The organism is Stenotrophomonas sp. YJH_SMC_29 (assembly GCF_059371235.1).
The window spans coordinates 110534-128507 of record NZ_JCAFUK010000007.1; the positions used below are offsets into that span (position 1 = coordinate 110534).

Sequence of the window (17974 nt, forward strand, 5' to 3'; positions counted from 1 at the left end):
CGCGCCGGGCCGGGGGTGGTGTCAAGGGTGCCCCCAGGAACGACGAACAAGGCGAAAATCCAGGCTCGCGTGGTGAGACGGAACCGGGGCACCATGCGGCACGTTAAGCTGGCTGCTGGAGCCGGCCGCAACCGATCAGGGGGGAACTTGGACGCGAATACCCGTCAGCTGGAAGCTATCTTCGACCCGAACGTTTTTTTTCAGGTGCCACTTTTTCAGCGGCCCTATGTCTGGAACGAGGCGGAGAACTGGGACTACCTCTGGGAAGACATCCATGCGCTGCTCGACAAGCAGCTGCGCACCGGAAAAACCCGGGCGCACTTCCTTGGCGCCATCGTGCTTGAACAGTTGCCTCATTCTGCCGGGTCCATCGAGACGCGCCAGGTCATCGACGGTCAGCAGCGCTTCACCACGTTGCAGCTGTTTCTCATCGCGGCACGCAATCTGGCGGCGGGAAGGGGTGCTGATAAGTATGCAGAACGGTTCTCGGCACTGGTGGAGAACAACCCATCGCGGGTGGAGGATCCCATCGAGAAGTTCAAACTCTGGCCCACCAACAGCGATCGTGTTCCTTTCAAGACCATCCACGGCTGTGCCTCACTGAAAGAGCTAGACCAGGCCGTCAAGGGCAAGCCCGCGCTGGCGGGCAGCAACCTGGTGGGTGCCTATCGCTACTTCCACGGCAAGCTCGATGCTTGGATAGCGGGCAAAGAAGACGACGTCGACGACCAAGCCGAATTGGCGGGAAAGACCGTTGAAGATCGCATTGAAGCGTTGTGGCAGGTGGTCAAGGGAGGTCTCCAGTTGGTGGTGATCAACCTCGATCGCGATGACGAAACCCAGGTCATTTTTGAAACGCTCAACGCCCGTGGCACGGAATTGTTGCCGGCAGACCTCATCAAGAACTACCTGTTCCGCAAGGCGCTTGTTCAGAACGCGGACGTTGAAGCGCTCTACGAGGACAACTGGAGCCGGTTTGAAACGGAGTTCTGGCGGCAGGAGGTCCAGCAGGGTCGGATCAAGCGGCCCCGCATCGATCTGTTCATCAACCACTACCTGACGCTCATGACGCGGGATGAGGTGAGGACTACCCACCTCTTCAATGCCTTCAAGGCGTTCGTGGAAAGTGGTGAGCCGACTCCAGAATCCAGAATCCCAGTGCCCACTGACGCGGCGGGGCACATCCGGCAATTGGCCCACTACGCTGACGTGTTCGAGGCATTCCACCGCGCCGAAGGGCATCCAGCGTTGGCCCGGTTCCTGCGCAACCTGGAGGCGGTGGATACCAGCACGGTGTATCCCTTCCTTTTGCATGCTCACGCAGAGCTGGTGCCCGACGACCGCGCCGAGTTCGACAAGGTGTTGGCGGTGCTCGACTCCTTCCTGATGCGTCGGCTCATCACCAACTATACCGGCAAGAACTACAACCGGCTGTTCGTGGACCTGATCAAAGCAATTGAGCGCGCGGGCACGGTGTCGGCCAAAGCCGTGGCTGAACAACTCGGGAAGGGAACCGGCGAAAGCACCAAGTTCCCCTCAGACATGGAGCTGCTCACCGCCGTGTTTGAGTGGCCACTGTATGGGCGCATCGCGCAATACAAGGTTCGGGCAGTCCTTGAGGCGTTGGACGCGGCGTCCCAGTCTACAAAAAGTCCTGTGCTATCAATTCCAAGCAACCTGACGATCGAGCACGTGCTGCCTCAAACTTGGCAAACGCACTGGCCGTTGCCAGCTGAACTGAAGGACGATCCAGTGGCCGAACGAGAGGCAATCGCGAAGCGCCAAGTGATCCTCAACACGTTGGGCAACCTCACGCTCATTACCGGTCCGTTCAACTCATCGCTCCAGAATGCAGCCTGGGGTGCCAAGCGTCCCGAACTTTTGAAGTATTCGAAGATCAATCTCACTCAGTATTTCCACGGCCCCGAGGCGGACGAGTGGGACGAGGCCGCTATTCGAAAGCGCACCGAGCACCTGTTCAAATTGCTGCTCCAGGTTTGGCCTGACGCCAGCAAGGTTGCCTGATAGGGGGAACGACATGTGTTACTCCGCTGAAGCATGGACGTTGCTGGAAAATTTCCGAAGGGAAACGGACTCCGAAATCGACATCAAGGCGTTCTGGGAAATCTACTTGCGGCGGGACGAGGCCTACCGCGTCCACAAGCCGGCCAAGTTCACCCCCAAGATCCCGAAGGGCATGGATCTGAACTTCCTGCCGCCCAAGTCGGACCTGGAGCGGCAGATCCAGGAGCTCATCTCCGAGTGGAACGGGCGCAAGCTCGCTGAGAGCGAGGCCGAGCTCGACGCGCAGAGGGCACGCCTGGCCGCCGCTGAGGCGAAGCTGGCGAAGAAGGAAACCAAGGCCGCCCTCAACGATCAGCGCATCGCCGGGAACAAGATCAAACAGATGGAGCGCTGGATCGCCGACGCGAAGCGCACCAAGTTGGAACCGGCCAAGGACAACCGGATCTTCCCCGACTGGTATGTCCCCGTCCTGATCTCGGAGAACGGGCGCAAGGTCGTGCGGCCCATGCGCTACCACTGCCGCCCCGCCGGCATGGATCCGTCGATCGACTGGACGAAGGATGGGCGCGTGTCGGGCACCTACAACGCGCGCCGCGACAACCTCCAGCGCTTCTGGCGCAACCAGTTCGGTTACACCCACGGCCTGATGCTGGCCGAAACGTTCTACGAGAACGTGGACGACGGGAAGGGCGGATCGAAGGAAATCCAGTTCCGTCCCCGCACCGGGGAGACCATGTATATCGCCTGCCTCTACTCCCACTGGGTGGACCCGAAGGGGGAGGAGCCCGATTTGTGGTCGTTCGCCGCCATCACCGACGAGCCCGAACCCGAAGTGGCCGCGGCCGGTCACGACCGCACAATCATCAACATCAAGCCCGAACACGTGGATGCCTGGTTGAACCCGGATCCCAACAACCTGGATGCCTTGTTCGCCATCTTCGACGACAAGCGCCACCCCTACTACGAGTTGGTCAAGGAAGCCGCGTAGGCGTGATTCATGGCCACGCCATTTGTTGCTATCGTTCAAAGGCCGCCAGGAAGGCGGTCTACAGGGGATTGCCTATGCACTTGAAAAAGCTGGGTCTGGCCGCCGTGCTGTTGGCCGCGTCCACCACCGTTCTCGCCAAGCAAGGAGAGGTCTGCTCTTCGAAGCCCGTGCTCAAGGACGGAACCCTCACCAACGACACCGTGTTCGAGTGCAAGACCGCCGGCTCGCTCACCATCCCGCAGCTCTACGCCCAGGGGTGGCGGGTCATCAGCGTCTTGCCGCAGGCCACCATGGGGACGGACCCGAACACCGGGTTGCCGCAGGCCAGTTTCGCGTGGACGGTCGTGGTCGAGCGCGATTGATCGGAAGGGGCCGGGGATTACTCTAGATTTTGGCCACTATGTGGCCGAAATCTAGACTTATGGGCTATAACCCCTGGTTCCTCGTAACGGAGATGCCCCTTGGCCCTGACCACCCTTCAGTCCATCAACGCGGAAATCAAACAGCTGGAAGCCCAGCGTAAGCTGGTCGAGAAGCGCGACGGCGAAGTGCCCAAGGCGCTGGCCGTGCTCCAGAAGTTCGCCAAGGTGTTGAGCCCCTCCCAACGTCGCCAGGTGGCCAAGCTCATCGGTGAAACGCTTGAGGACAAGCCGGCGCGCGCGACCAAGGCGGCCACCGCGTCCCGCAAAGGCCGCAAGCTCGGCAAGGTGGCCCCGAAGTATCGACTGCCGACCGGGGAAACCTGGGCGGGCCGTGGGCTGACCCCCAAGGCGTTTGCCGCGTGGGCGAAGTCCGCCGAGGGCAAGGCCTGGGCCCAGGCCAACCCTGGCGCGAAGTTCCCGCCGGCCAGCGGGGCGACGAAGACACCCGCGAAGGCGACCAAGAAGGTGGCCAAGGGGGCGAAGAAGGCGGCACGAAAGGTCGTGAAGAAGCCCTTGAAGAATGTAGCGAAGAAAGCGGCGGAGAAAGCCTGACCGTGCGAGGACTGTTCCCCAAGCGGAAGAGCAGGCTGACGGCGCAGGGCAAGGCGGTGGCCGCCATGCATGCCCTGCTCGACACCGTCGAGGGAAAAGTGGACGAGAAGGCCGCCGCGGCCAGGCTCCGTGAGCAGGTGGGGCTCAACTGGTCGTTTCTAACGTGCATGCAATACCTCTCGGGCAAAGAAGCATTGGCTGCCATTGAGTCGCTGCCCGTTGGATGGGAAGAGCAAGGGCGGACCAAGCGCCATGCCTTTGCTGCATCGGTGCTGGCGGCCCACACCGTGGCCAACCTAAGGTCCGACGGCACGATGCTGTGCGCCAGCCACCTGGCAGAGGAGCTGAAGGGGAAGACAGCTGATCAATGGTTGGCTGAACAGAGAGGGGGAGGATAGTGCGCAATCTGCAAGAACAGCTCTTCGACGCGGCCAAATCCGGGCGGGCAGAGGAGATTCGGAAACTCCTCCGTAGGGGCGCGGATCCCAACGTCGCCGTTGAGGTGGAAGACACCTGGTTTGTCGGCGTCGAGATGCCGTTGCATCGATCGGCGCAGCAGGGGCACCTGGAAGCTTGTGTGGCACTGATCTCTGCTGGCGCCAAGGTGGAGAGCGAAAGCCATTGGCACCATTCGATGGATAAGCCTGGAGATCGGCCGCTGCACGCGGCCTTGCAACAGCAGCACTTGGCGGTAGCCGAGCTGCTGTTGCTTGCCGGTGCCAATGTCAACGCCGCAGGTTACATGGGGGAAACGCCTTCCCACGAAGCTTTGATGACCGAAGAACAGATGGCGTTGCTGAAACGGCACGGCGCCGACTTCAACGCGATGAACGATGAGGGCGATACCGTTCTGGCTGCAGCAGTGCGTGGTGGATACGACTATGAGGTGTGCGAGTGGCTGTTGGCCAATGGTGCCGACCCTCACCTGGTAAACCTGGAGACGTTGATGGACGAAGCACCTTCGAAAGACACCTTTGAGCTGGTGGTGCAAGCGCGCGGGGAAACCTTGGGAGACTGGATCGACCGTTGAATGTCGGAGAAGTCCGAGCGGAAACGCGGGGGTTTCCTGTCCCCACGCTGCGCTCCACGCCGATTTTCCGGCCTTGGGCTTGTGTGTATTCTGTCCCCGTCGCCCAAGCCATTGCACCCGCAAAACGCGTAATCAGAACGGAAGCACCGCGGCCGACTTGCTCGCAAGTCAGGCGCGGCCGGGAAGGGGGCCGGCGGTAGGGAGACCCCGCCACGAAGCGCAGGAGCGACAGCCCCGGTCAGGCCGGGGCTTTTCAATTGCGGTTGTAGCCGTGTTCGCGCGACAGCAGCACGGATTTCCAGTGGCTTTCCCGCTCGCACAAGTCGTCCTCGGTGGCGGACAGGTCAGCGATTTCCAGGACAGCGAAGCGCAACGCGTGCCGGCGTTCTTCCGTGGCCTCGATGCCGAATTCCTTGCGCAACGCCACGTTGCCGCCGTGCCCATTGGCCGCATACGCGCACCAGCGTCCCCAGATCGCGTCGGCCCCAGAGGCCTTGCCGACGTAGAGCTGGCCGGTGGTCGTGTCGGTGATGACGTAGATTCCCTTCACGGAGGACAAGGCCGCGCGCCATGCCGCGGTTTGCTGGCGCACAACGATGTCCAACTGTGCCTTGGTCAGGTTTACCGCCTTGAATCCTGGGAAGTCTGAGATGGACAGCCGTTCGGCCAACAGCTCAGTCACCGTCAGGTCCTCGGCCAGTGTTTCCCCCTTGGGGTAGGAGTGGCGCTCGGTGTATCGGCTTTCCAGGAAGAGGCGGCCCACCCATTCCTCGCACGAGGACACCCGTTCCAACGTGTAGTAGTAATGAGGCTTGGGATCGCCCTCCTCGACATGGTCAAGGGAGCGGAAAAGGCCCGCATAGAGCCAGCGGGTGGGCGAGCCCGTGCTGATCAAGGCCACGACAAACTCGCGCTGGAAGTTGCGCTTGCTCTGCCAGCGCTGCCATTCGTCGAACTGACCCTCCAGGAACACGTCCAGTGGGCGCTCGTTGCCGTTGTAGCGCGCCAGGTGGACCTTCGCTTTTTGGGCCTCGAAGGTGGGTTCCCACACCTTGATCAGGTCGAACAATTTCATGGGTGCGAACCTTGGGTATGACGGGCCACGCACGCCGCCGCGTGCTCGGTAAGGTGGGCCGGGTTGGGCCGATGGGCCTGCGCGGAGGGCAGGGCCAGAGACCTGCCCTCCAGGGCCGCGTAATCGGTGGCGAGCAACGAGGGTGCCAACGCCACGGTGTGCTCGGGGGTGATCCAGAGCAGCCCGCAATCGAAAAGCGTGTGGAGGTCAGCACGCAAGAGCAGGCCGTTGTCCAACCGGTTGGTGTGCTCGCCCTTGTAGGGGAGCACGTGCGCCGCTTCCAGAACCTCCACGGCCGAGCACCCGGTGATGGCGCATCGTCCGCCGTAGGCGTCCAGCAGTTTGGCGCGGAAGAGCGGTTGACCACGGCGCTGGGCCACGGCGCGCATCGCCCACACACGAGCGTCGTGGGCGCTGTTCAGCGGGGTGTCGAATGCATCGATCTGCGCCTCGGCTTCCACCCTGGCTTGGTCGTCCAGGGCCAGGGGCGCGGCTTGCCACTTCGTATCGGCACCCCGGAGCAGGTTCCAGTGGCCATGGGCGGCCGGGTTGAACAGCACATAGCGAGTTCGTCGCGGTGGGCCCATGTCCACCACCTTGAAGAGACGGTCGTGGGGATGGTCCTGGTCGCTTCGCCAGTTCGTGCGCGAATAGTTGTAATGCACACGGCTGGGGCTGTTGACCGTGAACAGCTCCAGGTCGGCTCGAGCGTTGCCCAGGGGATCCTGTGGAAAGCGCTCGCGGTCCCAGGCTTCCACCTCGGCCAGGGTGGCGCTCCCCAGTTCGGCAATGGCATCCACCGCCCGCCAATACTTCACCCCGTCGCGTTTGGTGCGTGTCTGCGGCATCGACTACGTCCTTCGTTTCAGTGTTCCGCGGGGGTCGAGCGTGGCCCAGTAGTGCACACCGTTCAGCTGCTTGAGCGTTTCACCGAAGGACGCCAGGAGCGCCGGGTTGCGGGCCAACTGGGCGTGGGCCGTGGACAGGAAGGCTACGCGGTCCTCGCGCAATCCCTCCACCTTGGCCGTGATCGCCCGTTGTATCTCCGGATGGTGGTGGGAACCGACGCGCTCGAAATTCGGCAAAGGGTGACGCTCGATCGGCGTTGCCTCGGCCTGCGGTTCGGCGGCTTGGACGCCCAGGAGTTCGGCATACGATTGTTCAAACCGGGCCCGAAACTCGGGACCTCTGGCCGCGAGCTCTTTCTCCAGATCCAAGGCCTGTTGGGACGACTTGAGCGCGGTTTCTATCGCCCGCCGCTCTGCATGGAGGTGCCGTGACAACTCGGCCGTCGCGGATTGCAGCGCGAGGGAGCGGTCAAAGGAGTGCGAGATCTCCCCCAACGCGTGGTTGACCTTGCCCAGGAACGACACCGGGGCCTTCGTGGGTTCTGCTGGGGGAGGGGTTGCGCGGGTTGGAGTCGCCACACGGGGGGCGCGGGGTGACACGGCTCGGACAGGAGTGGCGGTGCGTTGTGGGGCCAGCGGAGACGGTTCCACCCCGCGCCGCTTCGGCTTGTAGCTACACAAAGGGAAATTGGAGCAGGAGCGAAACTCCCCATAAGGCCCCGTGCGCAACACCAGCACGCCCTGTTTGCAGGCCGGACAAGCCTCCTCCTGGACGGCCTTGCCCTCGGTGTCGGTGAGCACCACGGCGCCGTCTTGTTCGAGCTCGCGAAGGAACGTCGAGCATTGGCCCTTGGCGGTGAACATCGCCACGCTTCGCCGGGCACGGGTCAGGGCGACGTAGAACAGCCGGCGTTCCTCGCCCAGGTGGAAGGTGTCTCCCTCGGGCATGGCCAAGGCGAGCACCGGATCGTCGGTGCGGGTGTTGGGAAAGCTGCGCCCTTTCAAGACGGAAAGCATCTCAGGCAGGATGACGTAGTCGGCTTCGCTGCCCTTCGAGCGATGAATGGTCAGGAACGACACGTCCACCCAGCGGTTGAACCGGCTTTGCCTCGTGGGCACATACTGCCGATCAGCGTTGTAGCGGCCCAACACGTAAACCGACACCTTGCCGTTGCGCCCCGGTGGGATCGTGCCGTCGCGCACGCCCTCGGCCAGGTTCACCATGAAGCGGTCGATTGCATCGGCCAGTTTGTCCTTGCTGTCCACCTGGAACGCCTGGAGCACCGGGCCGTGGCCGGGGGTGGTCGAATGCACGCGTTTGGCGATCTGGGCGGGGTTCTTGGAGACGAACGCGCTGGACACGTCGCACAACGCCTGCGGGCAACGGAACGTTTGCTCCAGCTTCAGCACCTGTCCGTGGCCAAACCATTGCCGGAAGCCCGTCATCACCGACACGTCGGCGCCGGCAAACCGGTTGATGGACTGCCAGTCGTCGCCCACAGCGAACAGGAAGCGGCCGGGCGCCTGGACCAAGGCGCGGCACAACCGGGCCCGCGCCCGTGACGCGTCCTGGAACTCATCGGCCATCACCAAGTCGTAGGGCGATTCCACGCGACCGCTCTCCAGGTGCTCGGCGGCTTGATTGAGCATGTCCTCGAAATCGATTCCGCCCTCCGCGGCCAACGCCTTGTCCCAGGCGTCCATGATCGGTGCGGCAATGTCGAGGAACATTTCATAGCGGTGCTTGAAGGCATCTGCAGGAAGTGAGCTCAGCTTCTGATGCAGCATGGGAATGGTGAGGCAGTTGCTTTTGGCATGGCTCATGAACGTGCGAACGAGCCCGATAAGCTCCACGGAATCCATGGGTCTCTGCCCGCCCTGGGGAATCTCCCGCTCGGGGTTGGGATCCATCACCACTCCACGGGATGTCAGTTCGGCCTCGAGGCGAGGGAGATCAACCTTGGACCGAAGACCGTGGGAGGTGGTCTCGAACAACGTCGTTCCCATGTCCTTGTGCAGCTGTCGCTTCCACTGGACGCCCTCCAGATAGCCTTCGAAGTCGGGTGGGGGAAGGCCTTGGGCGTTGAGTGCGAAATGCTCGTGGTAGAGGTCCAGCTCGGGGTAGTAGAAATCGGGTCTGTATTGGCGGTGAGATTCGTCGGCTGTGCGATGCTGGTAGGAGGGTTCGTATTGGTAGTCGACACCGTTCAAGAACAGGAAGTTGGCGATCATCACTTCCTCCTGGCTTTTGACACGCTCACCCCGGGTGGTGACGAGCGCACCCTTGCCCTGCGCATCCCAGACGTCGGCAGATTCCGGGGCGCCAAAGGCCGGCAGGTCTTTCCCGAAAACAAAACGGAACAAGTCCCATTGGTTGCGAAACTCGGAGGAGCGATCCTTCAACTCGTCCACGATTTCGGTGAGTTTGCGCACCCCTCCGGCTGCGTCCGTGGCCCACTCGGGTATATCGGGTTTTTCTCTGGTGGCCTTCCCGATGAGGCGCAGGCCCAAGGCGTGGAAGGTGGATGCTTCCACCGCCACATCCACCATGCCCAGTCGCTCGAAGGCCTTGGTAGCGCGCTCCTTGAGCTCATCAGCGGCCTGCTTGTTGAAGGCCAACAGAACAATCCGCTTGGGATCCACAAATCCGCGGTGGATGGCGTAAGCCGCCTTGGCCACCATCGTGGAGGTTTTGCCCGAGCCGGCCGAGGCCACCACCTGCACGCGGTTGTCGAAGCACACCACGGCCCTTGCCTGTTCCGGCGTAAGCGGTTTGCTCTCCACCCGGTCCAGTAAGTCTTTGCAGGCCACCAATTCGCGTTCCATGTGGGCTGCGTTCAGTGCAGCCCAGGCCGGGCGGTGGTTGGCTTCCCATTCCACCAGCGAGCGCTCGATCGCTTGAGCCACCGTTCCCATTCGGATTGCCACCCCTGGATTCTTCAGGCGTGAACGAAGTGCGGCCGGATCAACTTTGGGGCGGGCCGCCTGAATATCGCCCTGTTGTTCGTGGGTAAGCCATCGGCGTTGCTCGAGGCAGGCTCGCTCTTGTTCTGCCTTGTAGTTTAGCCATGCGTCAATCAAGCGCTGCTCGCCTTCGAGGAATGCCACGTCTTCTCGGAGGCGCTTGTCCGCTAAAGCCAGGTTCACAGCGTGGGTAAGGGCGGCGCCCTGAGCGTTGGGCAGGCCGTCGGCTTTCACCTCCTGGCCGTGCCCGGTGTGAAAAGTAATATCCGTCCAGAACGTGCCTGTGTGGACACGGTAAGTGGCCTCGTCCTCGACGTTGACCCGGTGGGTCCGGCCCTCCAGTGTCAAGGTGAGCTCCAAGCCTTCCAGGCGCAAGCGCCAATCCGATGATCCGGTTAAATGTTGGCCCCACCACGAGGGGGCCCATTCCTTTGCCATTTCTTGCCCCACCTTTCCCTTGGAATGCCGGCGTGACAGACCGCGACAACCGGCTGTCCCATGGTAAATGGCATGGGCTCTTGCGGTAATGCCTGATCTGGCCCTACATGCTGGGGCGCCGTCTCAGCCCGTGAGAGCGCCCACGGGCACGCTGGCGCCCATAAACTGGGCCGGGGAACGGGCCTTGGGTCCGAACAAGGGGGAAGGGATGAAGCACCGTGTATGGGCCGGCGCGTTGGCGCTGGCATTGATTGCAGGCCAGGCCTACGCCGATCCAGCCAAGCTGGGGGCCACGCCGGCACCGGTGGTGACGGTGAAAGGGCGCAGCGTCCAGGACGTTCAGAACGCCATCGTGGCGATGATGCTGCCGGCGGGGAAAACCCCGACCCGGCAGGACCAGAACGTCATGGTCTATGAGTTCCCGCTCTCGTTCTGGCAATCCATTGGCGTGCAGATGGCGCAAGGGAACAGCGGGTGGCAGGAGCCCAAGGGGCGCTTGACCTTCACGATGGCCCAGATGGGTCCCGACGTGATGGTGAGCAACAAGTTCGAGACCGTGGCCACCAACATGTTCAACGCCAGCAATTCGGTGGAGATAACCAACCCGGTGGTCTACAACGAGAACCACTTGGGCTTGCAACTCATAGCGGCCTTCGCCGAGGGACGAATGGTGCCCGGGGACCACAACGCGCTGGGCATTCAGGCCTACGAGAAACCCACCCGAAAGACCCGCAAGGTAGGGGCTGTGATCGAAACCCTGGTGCCGGGCGCGCCCGCCGAACAGGCCGGACTACGCCCCGGCGACGTCATCACCCACATTGGTGGGGTCCCCTTGGCCGAACAGAGCCCGGCCGCCATCCAATTGCTCGGTTTTTTGCAGATCGGCGAGGCAAAGCTACAAGTCCTCAACAAGGGCGAAGTGATCGTCCACAAGCGTCCAGCGCCCAACGCCCCTGCAGTGGCTCAAGCCATCGCCACTCCTGCACCCGCAACGACCGCCGTTCCCGCCGCTGCCGCAGTTCCGCCCTCCGCGGCGTCCGCACCTGCCACGCCAACGCAGGAAAGCGGACAAGGCTGGTGGCAGAAACAGAAGCAGGGCGACTGATCGCCATGCGAGGGGTGGGGTGGGGCCTCATCGTGGTGCTGTTGGCCGCCGGCTGGCTGCTACAAGCCATCGGGGAGACTGCCTTCACCGCCGTGGTCTGGATCGTGGTGGGCTTGGTCTTGCTGGCGCAGGTCGCCGGGCTACTGGCGAGAATGGGATTGTTTCGACTCCCGGTGCCGCCGCCTTCGGGACAATTGAGCCCCCGGGACGAACGGCGGTGGCAACGCTCCCGCCAGCAACGCGAACGGGGCGTGGCGTCACTCCTGGTGGCCGTCGAGCATCGCGACCGGGCCGAGGTGGAGCGGTGCGTGCTCCATGAAAACGTCAGCCCTTACGAGTCAGGCCTGTTCCAGAATCAGCGGCTGATCAGTGCCTACGCCCTGGCCAAGGAAACTGGCTTCGATGAGGCGATTCGGTTCTTCGAAGCATGGACCCGTGATGGGCCTGCCGCGCGAATCGAGCGATGAGCCGTTCTTTCAGCGGTGGCCGTAGTCCCGGTTCGAGCATCCTCGTTGAATCCACGTGGTGATGTTGGCCCGGCAAAGATCGTAGTCTTCCCCATCCACGTTGGTCATGCCCGTGGGTGGGGCCGACCACATTTTCTGGAGCACGTAACGGGGTTCGATGCCCATGCGCATCAGGTAACCGAACACCTGGCGGTAGGGCTCGCTGTCGAACGGAATGGGCTGGCCATCCGAGGTGTAGATCTGGTGAAAACCCAACTTGGGGTAGGGCGACCAGTTCTGACGCTCGACCCCCGCCATGAACACCAAGGGACAGGCGGAATAGCAGTTGTTGAACAACGTCGTGTCTAGGCCCATGGAGCGGATGTAGGCCCCCGCTGTCATGGCTTCGTGAACGTAGCCACCGCCGCTCCCCAAGGCAACGACCTCCACGGTGGGATTGGCTTCGATGGCATCGCGGATCTTCTTCGCAAACCCCTCCTCGATGTCGCCCAGCACTTTCAGCGCCTTGCCGTCGTTGGTCACCACGTAGAAGGACGACTGGCCATCTTGCTTGATGAAGGCACGGGGCAATCCCATCTGTCCAGCGCAATCCAGGTTCCAGGTGACCACCCGTTCGTCGTATGGCATCCCCAGGATGTGCTTGGCGACGCTGGCGAAGTTGTGGAGCGAATTGCTCATGATTCGCAGGTCGGAGGCGTTCTCCGTGGTCTGCGTGTCGTAGTCGGGTTCGTAATCGATGGCCAAGGAGCTGACCAGGTCGGCCTTCCCGAGCAACTGGCCAAGCACGTAACACTTGTGCTCGGGGATGTGAATCTCATTGAAGGCCGTTCCCGCGTGGGTGTGGCCATCGATTGCCACGCCGGCGTCGAAGACCTTAGAGCCCAAGGCGGATCGTTCGTCGATGAGCTTGCGCAGTCGGGCAACCACTGCCGGATCATCGACGTGCCCCTTCGGTTCCTCGGCGACGGGAGCGGGCTCTTCGACCGGCACCGGCTTCGTTTCCGGTTCGGGAATCGGCTCGGGTAAGACCGGAGCGGGAGTCGGTGCCGCCACGGGTGGCGAGGGTGGTGTGGGCGCGTTGCATCCCACGAGCATGGCCACGAGGGCCAGGCCAATGATCCGTTGGCTCATAAAGTGTTCTTCCCCTGATGGGGAAAGAATACCCGAGGCCCCGAGGGGTCGCATGGTGGGGCGGTGACCCCCGCGCCAGCACCGCAAGGCCACGGCTTCCCTTCCCGGTGCGGCCACACCGATTTCGGCCGCCGAGCACCCCGGACCATCCTCCACCAGAGCGAGGCGACGGCGGGAGGGACGTGGGCCACTGCTCCATTGGGCGCGATTGCCTGAGGCGAAACCTTGGGTCCACGCGTCCGGGCGCAAGTGCGTTGCACTCCTCCACGGTGTTTCGGCCTCTAAGGGCTCCTGCGCTGCCGCTTCGTCGCTGACGAGGTGCTGCACGGCCTTTCGTCTCCCCGGATCGGTTCGCGAGCAATCCGCTCGAACCCAACGGAGAAAGACCATGGCCAAGAAGAACCAGCCCGCCAACGACCGCCTCGACGCCTTTCTGGTGGAGGAATACGAAGTCCAGGGCGAGAAGCGCAGCAACTGGTCGAAGATCGGAGCGGCGTGGCCGCACCAGGATGGCAAGGGCTACCGCCTGGTCCTCAACGCGGTGCCGGTGAACGGGGTGGTCGTCCTGCGCCTGCCCGAGCCGAAAGAAGACTGACCACCACGGGGCCCTTCGGGGCCCCATTCTCTTCCTCAAGGAGAACACCATGACGACCCTCAACGCCCAATGGCGCGACGCCTTCAACACCGCGCTTCAAGCGCACTTCGCCATCACGATCCAGGACGCTGGGCTGACCGACACCGAGCTGGCCCGCTTCGCTGATCTGGAACCGAAAGAAGCCGCGCTGCAGTTCGGCGAGGACTACGACTTGGACCGAGTCGACCGGGGTTGGCGCTGATACACGCAAGGGGCCTTCGGGCCCCGCTTCGTTTACTTGCCTAACAAAGAAGCGAGCGGTGCTTCGCGATTTTCAACTTTAGTCTGCAACGCCCCCTTGCGCGTTTGTCGTGCAGATGTATCCCAGAGGCATGACGAACGGGATACGAGCGTCATACACCGACAAACGAAACGCTTGGGGAGGAAAAGACATGTTCATCAGTTTCAGAGTGACGCGCCGATGGGTCGTCAACATCATCGTCGCAGCCATCTTGGCCCGTCTGTTTTTCATGGGCATGGACGGGGTCGATCGCTTCTCCAGCGACTGGAATCGCGTGACGGGAGCCAGCATGCCCGGCTCAAGTGGGGTGCGCGGTGCCGTCTCCGACATGCGTTCGACCTTGCCCAGCGAGCTGGACGCGTTCGTGGCGCGTGCTGAAGCGGACGCCCGTAACAGTCGATCCTTGCTGGACGTGCTCAAGAGCGTGGCCGGCATGGCTGACGCGTCCACCACCCCTGATCAACCCTTGCCTTACGGCGCCGCCCAACAACTGGAGAGCCCTTATGACCGCTATGCCGATTAAACCTCTGGCGCCTATCACGCTGCGCGATTGGCGCGACCTGGCCTTGTTCATGTGCGGATGGACCATGCTCAAGATTTGCGCGCAAACGCTGGTCAATCCGAGCGCTAGGCTGCCCGACCTTGCAATCGGCGTGGGCGGATTGGTCACGACGTATGCGGTGATGAGCGCGTGGGTGATGGTGCCCACGGTGTTGTTGGCAGGTGCTGCATGATCACCTTCGGTGCCATCGCCACCACCGTCTGGGTGGTCCTGTTCCTCTTTATCGTTTTCTGCATCGCTGGCATTCACTGGAAGAGCGCGAAGCGACAGGCGGGCGTCGCCCGCCGCCGTTCGCTCCTGAAGGCCGCGATCATTGCAGGCCTGGCCGTGGCGGTGGTGCTGTCCTTGGCGATGCCATGACCCGGCCGGCCTACGTTCAAATGGCCGTGCGCGTGCCCAAGGATCTGAAAGCGCGGATGGAGCAGCTGGCGGCGGAGGAGAGCAGGCACGTCAGCGAGCTCGTCCGTGAACTGCTGACGGAGGGTCTGAAGGACAGGGGAGCCCCCATCAAGCCGCCGGTGCCTTCACGATCCGGTGATTGAGCAGGGGGCGAACGAAGTTCCCCGAAGTGGCGGACGTATGGCTGGCCGATCCTTCGCACGTCGCCAAAGCCGTGTTGCGCTTGCCGGCCTTACATGGCGCTAGAAAGCGAGTTGTCGAAGAGAGCGGTGAAGATCGCTTCGCAGAAGCTCAAACTCGCCGTTGAGTAAGCGGGCTGTTCTCCGAATGGTCTCCCAGTCGGGGGCCTGCGCAGGGATCGTCCGTGCTTTGTCCAGGAGCGCGTCAGCGGTGCTTGAAAACACAACGAGGCGCTGACGGAGCCGGTCCGGCAATGCGAGGTCCTGGGCGAGCAATGCCCGGGCTTCGGCCGCATTGAGCTCGACCATGTTCAGATCAACGAGTGCGGCGAGATCGACCCTGGGGGAGGGTTGCGCCTGATCGGTGGGGGTGGGGCGCAGCAGACGGGAAATCCATTTCCACATCGGGATCATTCCTTGTTGTGACTGCTATTCCTTGGTGAGATGTGACAACTGCTCAATGAGCACGTTGCGCTTTTTCGGTGGCAACTCTGAAAGCTTCTCCAAAACCTCCGCCAACCGGACTTGCTGGGCCTCGTTGTGTTCGCCCAGGGCCAGGATGGCGCTGGCCATGGCCGGAGAACTGGCCAACAGATAAGCGGGTGGGACGTCCAAGGCCACGGCCAGCTCGAACAGCGATTCCAGGCTGATGGCCATGCTCTCGCTTTCATAACGGCTGATCCGCGCGGACGCGGTGTCCTTGTCCAACCCCATGCGCACCCCGACCTCGCGTTGGCTCAGGCCTCGCAGCTGGCGGGCCTGGCGCAGGCGCGCCGCCACGACAGCCCGAGGGACCGGCGGGGGAGTGCTCACGGGCTGAACGGATGCAATGCAGGCATGCCGACAGGATGACCCAGGCCCTACGCCCCGGGTAGACTCTACGCACCACGTAAGTTCGTGGCAAGGAGCCGACAGGGGGTTCTATGGCAAGCAAAGGGTGGGCCGGCGCGCTGGCGCTGGCCTTGGCGTTCCAGGCCCAGGCCGGGGACGGGAAGGGGTTGCTGGAGACCATCGGGCGGGCCCTGGGCAACACGCCTCGGGTGGTGGCAGAGAAGGCGCGCAGTCCTTACCTGGAACCGGCCGGGACCTACTGGGATCTGGATCAGGAGATGCTGGAGGGGGCGCAGCACCTCCGGGTGGGCCTGACCGCGACCGCCAGTGGTGGTTCGGACATGTGCGACATGAAGCTGCTTGCGATGGCGCACTCCAGCTACCGCCTGGATGCCAAGGATCGGCAATGGTGCCTCTACCAATGGTGGTTCGCCGACACCAGAATCAACGGACCGAACGGGATCGAGCAGACCCAAACGGACGCCATCGAGCGTCGGTATGGGCCGGCCTTCGATGCACGGCTGGAGAAGTTCAAGACCACGCGCCGCTTCGCCGTGCGGCCCGATCTTGTATCCTGGGGCGGGGTCGAATACAACGCTGCTCGCGGAGCCATGGAGGTCTACGTTCCCCTGCCGGAAATCTCCGCCGGTGGGCTGTCCGTGACTGGCAAAGGGTTCGTGCCGTGGTCCCAGCGAACCGATAGGGTGGTCTTCAGTCCCAAGTGGGCCGGCCGATACCAGCTCTTGATCAGGATGGATTCGGCGGAGGCGGCCAACCTTGCGCGGCAAGGCCGCGACGCGCGCGGTGACCTGGTCGTTTTCACGGTCAACCGCGTCTGGGTCGAGAACACCGTGCCGAAAATGGACGTGACGGTCGAGCGGGTGCGCGTCGGCTACCGCAACGAAACGATCGAAGTGGATCTCACCAACAAGCAAGGAGAAGGCGCATGAAGAACGCAGCAATCGCACTGGCACTCCTGACGATGGCGCTGGCAGCGTGTGGAAGCAAGAAGGACATGCCCACGGCAGAGCAGGTGGCCAAGGCCTACGAGATGCACATGAATGCCAACCTTGTTCCGGAGCTTGGGCAGCGGATTGAGATTCGCGGCTGGGACGACCTGGAGGTGGACTGCAGTGCCAGCGGCCCCGATCGGGTCACCTGCGTGACCGGTGGGACCGTGGACATGGTGGGTTTCCATGGTGGCAAGCAGTTGAAGCCGGAGCCGGTTCCGGTGCCGGCGCAATTCGACTTCACCTTTGCAAAGCAAGGCAACGCTTGGGTGCCGATCAGCGCGAAACAGAAAACGGCAGCGGCCAACGGCGAGCCAGCAGCCCCAGCGACAACTCCCCAGGCGCAAGAAAAGGTGGCCTGGCCGGCCTCACCTGACGGCTATCTCGAGCTCCATCCGGACGACTTAGCCTGGGTGCTGGCCTCGCGTCTAGCTGGCCAGATCACGGACGAGAACCTGGCCCAGGTCTTTGTGGAGGGCTATAGCCAGGCAAGCGACGCCTTCGCCAAGCAGGACCTCCTGAAAGCAAAGCTTCCCGCTGTCAAAGAGCGGCTGGCAAACCTCGCCAAGACGCGCTTTTTCCGGATGTCCTCCATTTCGACGGAGCGCATGGTGGGCAAGGTGGCTGGAGCAACAAAAGACGACTTCGTGGGGCGGGATGTCAGCGTCCAGGGCTACGACTTCCAAGTCAAAGCGTTCCCGTTCTCCAGCCAACAATGCCTGATGGGCGAAGGCTACGGTTCCATGCAGTATGAGGAGCGCGGCATGCGCTACCACTTTTTGCCCTGGGGCCATATGCAGCAGCCGGCCTGCCAATTCAAGGTCGAGGACGAGGGTGTGGCCCGGCGCATCGAGCAAGCCCGCGCCAACTACAAGCTTCAGACCCGAGAGACTCTCTACTTCCGATTGACCGACGAGCGGTCTCCCGGTGGCGAGATCCAAGCCGAGGCTCACCGCATGGACCTGGCGCTCTTTGAGACCACGAATCCCTACTCCAGCAACGAGGGATACACACCGCTGGCCGAATTCACCCTGACGGCACCGCCGGCCCAGCACTGACCCCTTGGAGGAAGA

At 62.8% G+C, this 17974-nt stretch carries 22 protein-coding genes; 16 read left to right on the top strand and 6 right to left on the bottom strand.

Annotated features, from left to right (window positions below; genetic code table 11):
• Positions 1-147 precede the first annotated feature (147 nt).
• From AC5P9I_RS09785 to AC5P9I_RS09810, 6 genes are all read left to right on the top strand, one after another.
• Positions 148-2025 carry a DUF262 domain-containing protein gene (locus AC5P9I_RS09785; RefSeq protein ID WP_481527127.1) on the top strand — a complete coding sequence of 626 codons (1878 nt, stop codon included), beginning with the start codon at positions 148-150 and terminating at the stop codon, positions 2023-2025.
• A gap of 13 nt (positions 2026-2038) precedes the next feature.
• On the top strand, positions 2039-3013 hold the full coding sequence (locus tag AC5P9I_RS09790) for an SOS response-associated peptidase family protein (RefSeq protein ID WP_481527126.1): 975 nt from the start codon (positions 2039-2041) through the stop codon (positions 3011-3013).
• A gap of 74 nt (positions 3014-3087) precedes the next feature.
• The gene (locus AC5P9I_RS09795) at positions 3088-3375 is read left to right on the top strand and encodes a hypothetical protein (RefSeq protein ID WP_481527125.1); all 288 of its coding nucleotides are present in this window, start codon (positions 3088-3090) and stop codon (positions 3373-3375) included.
• 99 nt (positions 3376-3474) lie between these two features.
• Positions 3475-3987, top strand: a complete 513-nt coding sequence (locus AC5P9I_RS09800) for an H-NS family nucleoid-associated regulatory protein (RefSeq protein ID WP_481527124.1) — start codon at positions 3475-3477, stop codon at positions 3985-3987.
• Between the two features lie 2 nt (positions 3988-3989).
• A complete protein-coding gene (locus AC5P9I_RS09805) occupies positions 3990-4385 on the top strand; it encodes a hypothetical protein (RefSeq protein ID WP_481527123.1) in 396 nt (131 codons plus the stop codon).
• Complete coding sequence (locus tag AC5P9I_RS09810) at positions 4385-5017, top strand: ankyrin repeat domain-containing protein (protein WP_481527122.1); 633 nt, start codon at positions 4385-4387, stop codon at positions 5015-5017. The genes AC5P9I_RS09805 and AC5P9I_RS09810 overlap by 1 nt, the downstream gene beginning before the upstream one ends.
• Positions 5018-5270: 253 nt before the next feature.
• Here the strand turns inward: AC5P9I_RS09810 and AC5P9I_RS09815 are convergent, their stop codons facing one another.
• The 3 genes from AC5P9I_RS09815 to AC5P9I_RS09825 are packed head-to-tail and all read right to left on the bottom strand — an operon-like array spanning position 5271 to position 10279.
• Positions 5271-6092 carry a GIY-YIG nuclease family protein gene (locus AC5P9I_RS09815; RefSeq protein ID WP_495217201.1) on the bottom strand — a complete coding sequence of 274 codons (822 nt, stop codon included), beginning with the start codon at positions 6090-6092 and terminating at the stop codon, positions 5271-5273.
• Complete coding sequence (locus tag AC5P9I_RS09820; protein WP_481527120.1) at positions 6089-6940, bottom strand: HNH endonuclease; 852 nt, start codon at positions 6938-6940, stop codon at positions 6089-6091. The genes AC5P9I_RS09815 and AC5P9I_RS09820 overlap by 4 nt, the downstream gene beginning before the upstream one ends.
• 3 nt (positions 6941-6943) lie before the next feature.
• Positions 6944-10279, bottom strand: coding sequence for a UvrD-helicase domain-containing protein (locus AC5P9I_RS09825; RefSeq protein ID WP_495217202.1), 3336 nt, complete (start codon positions 10277-10279; stop codon positions 6944-6946).
• A gap of 271 nt (positions 10280-10550) precedes the next feature.
• Between AC5P9I_RS09825 and AC5P9I_RS09830 the strand changes: the two genes are divergently transcribed.
• Both AC5P9I_RS09830 and AC5P9I_RS09835 read left to right on the top strand, forming a co-directional pair.
• On the top strand, positions 10551-11447 hold the full coding sequence (locus AC5P9I_RS09830; RefSeq protein ID WP_495217203.1) for a PDZ domain-containing protein: 897 nt from the start codon (positions 10551-10553) through the stop codon (positions 11445-11447).
• Entirely contained in the window at positions 11420-11914 is a 495-nt protein-coding gene (locus AC5P9I_RS09835) for a hypothetical protein (protein WP_481527117.1), read from the top strand. The genes AC5P9I_RS09830 and AC5P9I_RS09835 overlap by 28 nt, the downstream gene beginning before the upstream one ends.
• A 9-nt stretch (positions 11915-11923) precedes the next feature.
• On the opposite strand, the gene AC5P9I_RS09840 is transcribed toward AC5P9I_RS09835, so the two are convergent.
• Positions 11924-13045, bottom strand: a complete 1122-nt coding sequence (locus AC5P9I_RS09840; RefSeq protein ID WP_481527116.1) for a COG3904 family protein — start codon at positions 13043-13045, stop codon at positions 11924-11926.
• A gap of 388 nt (positions 13046-13433) precedes the next feature.
• Between AC5P9I_RS09840 and AC5P9I_RS09845 the strand changes: the two genes are divergently transcribed.
• The 6 genes from AC5P9I_RS09845 (at position 13434) to AC5P9I_RS09870 (ending at position 15024) form a co-directional block, all read left to right on the top strand.
• Positions 13434-13640: a hypothetical protein gene (locus tag AC5P9I_RS09845; protein WP_133320387.1), complete on the top strand. Its 207-nt coding sequence runs from the start codon at positions 13434-13436 to the stop codon at positions 13638-13640.
• Between the two features lie 49 nt (positions 13641-13689).
• Complete coding sequence (locus AC5P9I_RS09850) at positions 13690-13881, top strand: hypothetical protein (protein ID WP_481527115.1); 192 nt, start codon at positions 13690-13692, stop codon at positions 13879-13881.
• Between the two features lie 190 nt (positions 13882-14071).
• The gene (locus AC5P9I_RS09855) at positions 14072-14443 is read left to right on the top strand and encodes a hypothetical protein (RefSeq protein ID WP_481527114.1); all 372 of its coding nucleotides are present in this window, start codon (positions 14072-14074) and stop codon (positions 14441-14443) included.
• The gene (locus AC5P9I_RS09860; RefSeq protein WP_481527113.1) at positions 14424-14654 is read left to right on the top strand and encodes a hypothetical protein; all 231 of its coding nucleotides are present in this window, start codon (positions 14424-14426) and stop codon (positions 14652-14654) included. Before AC5P9I_RS09855 ends, AC5P9I_RS09860 begins: the two co-directional genes overlap by 20 nt.
• Entirely contained in the window at positions 14651-14842 is a 192-nt protein-coding gene (locus AC5P9I_RS09865; protein WP_277433441.1) for a hypothetical protein, read from the top strand. Before AC5P9I_RS09860 ends, AC5P9I_RS09865 begins: the two co-directional genes overlap by 4 nt.
• Positions 14839-15024: a hypothetical protein gene (locus AC5P9I_RS09870; protein WP_481527112.1), complete on the top strand. Its 186-nt coding sequence runs from the start codon at positions 14839-14841 to the stop codon at positions 15022-15024. The genes AC5P9I_RS09865 and AC5P9I_RS09870 overlap by 4 nt, the downstream gene beginning before the upstream one ends.
• A gap of 99 nt (positions 15025-15123) precedes the next feature.
• Here AC5P9I_RS09870 and AC5P9I_RS09875 read toward each other — a convergent pair whose 3' ends face one another.
• The gene (locus tag AC5P9I_RS09875; RefSeq protein ID WP_481527111.1) at positions 15124-15465 is read right to left on the bottom strand and encodes a hypothetical protein; all 342 of its coding nucleotides are present in this window, start codon (positions 15463-15465) and stop codon (positions 15124-15126) included.
• A gap of 24 nt (positions 15466-15489) precedes the next feature.
• Positions 15490-15840: a helix-turn-helix domain-containing protein gene (locus AC5P9I_RS09880; protein ID WP_481527110.1), complete on the bottom strand. Its 351-nt coding sequence runs from the start codon at positions 15838-15840 to the stop codon at positions 15490-15492.
• Between the two features lie 143 nt (positions 15841-15983).
• Between AC5P9I_RS09880 and AC5P9I_RS09885 the strand changes: the two genes are divergently transcribed.
• Positions 15984-16841, top strand: a complete 858-nt coding sequence (locus AC5P9I_RS09885) for a hypothetical protein (protein WP_481527109.1) — start codon at positions 15984-15986, stop codon at positions 16839-16841.
• Positions 16838-17959: a hypothetical protein gene (locus AC5P9I_RS09890; protein WP_481527108.1), complete on the top strand. Its 1122-nt coding sequence runs from the start codon at positions 16838-16840 to the stop codon at positions 17957-17959. Before AC5P9I_RS09885 ends, AC5P9I_RS09890 begins: the two co-directional genes overlap by 4 nt.
• Positions 17960-17974: the final 15 nt, after the last annotated feature.